Below are 4,902 nucleotides of genomic sequence, written 5' to 3'. Positions count from 1 at the left end.
CGCGGCCAGCCTGCGGGCTGAGCAGATCGGAGGTGCCGGAATAAACCGCCACCATGTCCCCCACCTTCAGGCGGCCCTGTGCACGGGCTTCGCTGCCCAGTGCCGCAACCAGCGCCAGCCCGCCCGATCCCGTCAGCTGCACATCTTCTTCGTGATTGTCGAACGGAGACACGGGAATGCCGGTGAGCGCCCATATATCGTTGAAGTTCACTTCCGAGGTAAGCAGATACACCAGCGCCTCATTCGGCTCCGGCTGCGGTGTCGGCACGATCAACTGGGTTTCGTGGGTGGCGGGCGGGCCGAATATAGGTGCGCCGGTATCGGCATCGCGTGCAATGCCAAAACCATATTGATGGTGCGGAATCGGGGTAACGCCGGGAAAAAACGGCGCGCCAATGGGGAGAAGTTCGCCCGCCGCTTCCAGCCGCGCGGCCTTGGCGCCAAATTCGGCGGCGAGATGCACACCGTTCCGGCGCACCGGCAGCGGCGGTGCCTTCTTGTCCATGAACAGGCGGATGCCGGTCTTGCCGCTATCGGGATCTACGACGGCTTCACTGAACAATTCGGCTTCGCGGGTCAGGCCAGCGGCCATGCCCTGCGTCCAGCCGGTACGCATGGCATCGATGGCGCGTGCGCCGGCCTTGCCGCGGCCGGCCCAATCAAGCTGCTTCAAAATTCGCTGCACGAACTCATCGTTCAGTGCCGCATCAAGATCGACGTGACCTTCACTCTGCCAGGCAGACTTGGCGGCCTTGCGGCGTTCGGACCAGGCGCGGCCCAGATGGCTGGTATCGCCATGGCGCACGAACTCACGGATGGCAGCGTGGGCGAGGCTCAACGCGTCCTGCGAGCCATCGGCAATCGCATCAATCGCGCCCATTTCCAGCGCGGCCGCCGCATCGACGCTGCGGCCACCCAGGATCAGATCCAGCGCGTCCAGCAGGCCTTCGGGGCCGCGCCGATCGGTGAGCAGGCGCGGCAGACGCTGCGTGCCGCCATACCCCGGCAACAGGCGCAGGCGGATTTCCGGCTGGCCGAACCGGGCATGACCTTCGGCAACGCGGTAATGGCAGGCCAGCGCGAATTCCATGCCGCCGCCCAGCGCGACGCCCTGGATGGCCGCAATGCACGGCTTGCCCATCTGTTCGATCTTGCCGAACGCCAACTGGGCGTTGGCCGGCAGCACGCGAGCTTCTTCGACGGTGTGGATTTCATCGAGGAACTGGCGGATGTCAGCCCCGGCCACAAAACTGGCGGTGCCGTCGCCGGTGAACACCACGGCGGCCACATCATCGCGGCGCGACAGATGTTCCACCACAATCACCAGTTCGTCGATGGCGCGCTCGTTGAATGCGTTCACCGGCGGGTTGGTAACATACACCGTCGCCACCTTCAGGCCCGGCGCCACGATGTTGTACTGGATGCGGAAATAGCGATAGCGATCGAAGATATCCTGGTCTTCGGACAGACGCTGCTTGCGCTGCCAGACGCTGATGGCGCGCTTCAGCTCATCGAGGCTTTCCGGGTTCTTCAGCGTGGTGACATCGCCGAGCGGCGAGCCCTCCACCAGCGCACGCACCATGCGGCGCATATATTTGCCACTGCGGGTTTCAGGGAACTGGCTGACCGTGATGAAATCGCTCGGCACCGCGACGATGCCTTTTTCGGTACGCACCAGATCAGCCAAGCGGCGCTCGTCATCGCGGGTGATGATCTGGCCGGGGGCCGGCGTGATGAAGGCCAGCGGGGTCAGCCCCTTTTCGCGGTGCGGCGCACCAATCACCAGCACGTTCCCGACCGGGCTTTCCGGATTCAGCGCCTTGTCACGCAAGATCGCGCCTTCGATCTCTTCGGTTCCCATGCGGTGGCCCGACACGTTGATGACATCGTCGGAACGGCCATGCAGCGAGAAGCCGCCGTCATCGCCCTGCACCGCAAAATCGCCTTGGGTGTAAGCCCACACACCATGCCAGCGGCTCCAGTAACCATCGCGCCAGCGGCCAGCATCGCCAACCCAGCCGCCAACGACAGCACCGTTTTCCACGCGGAAATTCTCAGGCTCGCCCCACACGGTGCGGGCCAGATAGGGATAGGGCGCGGCGATGATGATCTCGCCCTTCTCGCCCTGCCCCGCCTTGCGCCAGGTAACGCCATCAGGCCCGTCACGGGTCAGCAGGCCATTCGCCTTGCGGTCACCGGCTTCATCCTCGACCCACACATCACCCACGATCCACGGCAGCGGGTAGGTGCGTGCGTCGGCTGCCAGCGGGAAATCGCCGTTTCCATAGAAATGTGTCCAGGCGATGCCGCCATGCTCGGTTGCCCAATAGCTGTTGATATATTGCGGCGTGATGTTCTTCATGCCGAAATCCTGCACCGTCGGCGAACAAGGCTCGGCACAGAACGTGGCAACGCGCAGGCACGACAGATCATAGGCATTGATGTCGGTGAGGTTCTGCGGATCGCTCATCACCGCCTTCAAAAAGGTTACACCGGCCTTGAAGATGGTCACGCCATGCCGCTCGATCATTGCGGCAAAGCGCCCGGCGTGCGGGAACACCGGGGAGCCTTCGGCCAAAACGGTGGTCACCCGGCTGAGCAGCGCGGCGGCGATCATGTAGCTCTGGCCGGTGATCCAGCCCGGATCGGCCACCACGAACATCACGTCACCCGGGCGCGCATCAAAAGCAACCTTCATGGTTTCCATGATGCCGCTGGCATAGCCGCCGTGGACATGGACAACGCCCTTGGGTTTGCCGGTGGAGCCCGAGGTGTAAATGAAGAACAGCGGATATTCGGCATCCACCGGCAACGGCCTCGACGCTGTCCAGATCGCCGCCACAAAGGCTTCATCATCCAGCGCGTGCAGCGCGGCTTCGTCGGGCAGGCCAGCGGCGGCAAGGATTTCGGCCAGCGCCGCACCCGTGAGATCATGGCTCCACACGTCGCGGTCGCGCCAGACGATATCGGTCACATGGGCGTGATTGGCGACGATTACCGCATCAACGCGCGGCGGCGTGCTCACCAGCGCTTCGGCGATGGCGATGCGGATACGGGCCGATTGTGCGGCATCAACGCGGCCTTCCCCAATAGCATTGGCCTTGCCCAGTTCGGCCAGCGCCCGGCCAAGGCCGCGCATCACGTCACCGCGCTCGACCGTGACTTCGCCCTTCAGCGCCGCCGTGACGATGTCGGCCATCGCAGTGCGTGTGTCAGCCGACAAACCAAGATCGGCGCCGTGCAGGCGATCGCCCAGCAACTGCAACGCGATATTGACGGGCACATAATTGTCCAGCGCCGGATCGGTATAGGCCGTCTTGAACGGCACAATCTGGGCGTTGCGATAGCCGCCATCGGCAGTGATGACGATGCGCGCGCCGGCATCATGAATCCGGTCAGACAATGTCTTGTCCGAAAAACCGCCGAACACCGGCGTGTAAATCACGCCAATGCGCTTGGCGCCTTCCGTCCAATACAGTTGCGACGGGATATTGGGCATGTTGAGCGCGATGCGATCGCCGGCCTTCAGGCCAAGATTTTGGAGCGCAATGGAGCATTTGGCCGCTTCCAGTAGCAGCTGGCGGCGAGAAACAGCCATGCAGTCGACCGGCGCGCCGCGGCCATTATCGGCTGCCAGATCCCAGCGGTCACCTTCGAAAATGAAGGCGGCTTCACTGCCGTGGCCCGCCAGCACATGACGGTCCACTTCGTTGAAGGCCGCATTGGTGCGGCCGCCTTCAAACCAGCGGAAATTGGGCGCATCATCGCCGTTGAAGGCCCGGGCCCACGGCGCGAAATCGGCCGGAAAATCGGCGCTCGCCGGCGCGGCAGTGGCAGCATCCCAACCGGACCAGCGGCCATCTTCGGCGCCGCTCAGCCAAGTCGGGCGGCCGGCCACGTCCACCAGCCAGTGCAGATTGCGGGCCGCGATCTTGCCGTGAAAGGCACCAGGATCGGCCAGCACCTGCGCGCGCATGGCATCCCAATCGGCGCGCGTGCGAACCGGGTTTACACCCGGAACTGGAACAGGAGCGCGCGTGACGGCGGCGGGATCGTACATCGTTGCTCTGCCCAACCATTGCCGCTGACCAGCCATGAACCGACCAACGGACAGGAAACTTTGATAGACGCAGCGTTTAGTGAAAGATTATGTCTGCGCCAAGTGTTTAACGGTAATTTTTGTTCACTGCGACATTCTGCCCTGCCGGTCGCTGCACCTTGCAGCACCCCGTGCCAAGGCATCTGCAGGCTGCGAAACCGTTGCTGTCAGAAAGCGTTGCGGGGCAGCAGAACGGCACCCACCGTCCGCATCAAGATGTACAGATCAAACCAGATCGACCAGTTCTCGATATAATAAAGGTCGTGCTCAAAGCGCTTGATCAGCTTTTCCTCGGTATCTGTTTCGCCGCGCCAACCACACACCTGCGCCCAGCCAGTGATCCCAGGCTTCACCTTGTGTCGGGCGGCATAGCTTTGCACGACATCGGAAAACAACCGGCCACCAGCGCGGGTCGACGCCGCATGCGGGCGTGGGCCAACCAGCGACATGTTTCCCAGCAGCACATTGAACAACTGCGGCAGTTCGTCGATGCTGGTGCGCCGGAGGAAGCGGCCAACCGGGGTAATACGCGGATCATCACGGCTGGCCTGGGTGATGTTCTTGTATTCCAGCTGCTCGTGATACATCGTTCGGAATTTGTAGACGTGAAACGTGCTATTGTTGAAGCCCTCACGCGGCTGCCGAAACAGGATGGGGCCGTTGGATGTGCACGGCGGTGACAAAGCAGGCCATTGGATCGTCGGCGCGGGGTCGATGAGGGCGGTGTAAAACCCGGCCATCGGTTAGGCTGGCTCCTTTTGGGAGCGGCCGGGGATGTTTGGCGTGGACAATTATGCTGCGGT

2 protein-coding genes are annotated in these 4,902 nt (G+C 62.9%); both read right to left on the bottom strand.

Features of this window, described 5'->3' with window-relative positions:
* Positions 1–4,060, bottom strand: a 4,060-nt coding sequence (locus tag ACESL8_RS12005) for an AMP-binding protein (RefSeq protein ID WP_372919163.1), incomplete at its 3' end; no start/stop codon positions are given.
* Positions 4,061–4,266: 206 nt separating this feature from the next.
* Complete coding sequence (locus ACESL8_RS12000) at positions 4,267–4,839, bottom strand: sugar transferase (RefSeq protein WP_372919161.1); 573 nt, start codon at positions 4,837–4,839, stop codon at positions 4,267–4,269.
* Between the last annotated feature and the right edge of the window lie 63 nt (positions 4,840–4,902).

The sequence above is a fragment of the Sandarakinorhabdus sp. genome (assembly GCF_041689835.1).
Classification (GTDB): Bacteria; Pseudomonadota; Alphaproteobacteria; order Sphingomonadales; family Sphingomonadaceae; genus Sandarakinorhabdus.
Note: the sequence above shows the minus strand (reverse complement) of the source record. Positions and strands in the feature narration are given on the sequence as shown.

Bases quoted from the DNA above. Each gene is read 5' to 3' on its own strand.
- ACESL8_RS12000 (WP_372919161.1), bottom strand. From the start codon at position 4,839: ATGGCCGGGTTTTACACCGCCCTCATCGACCCCGCGCCGACGATCCAA.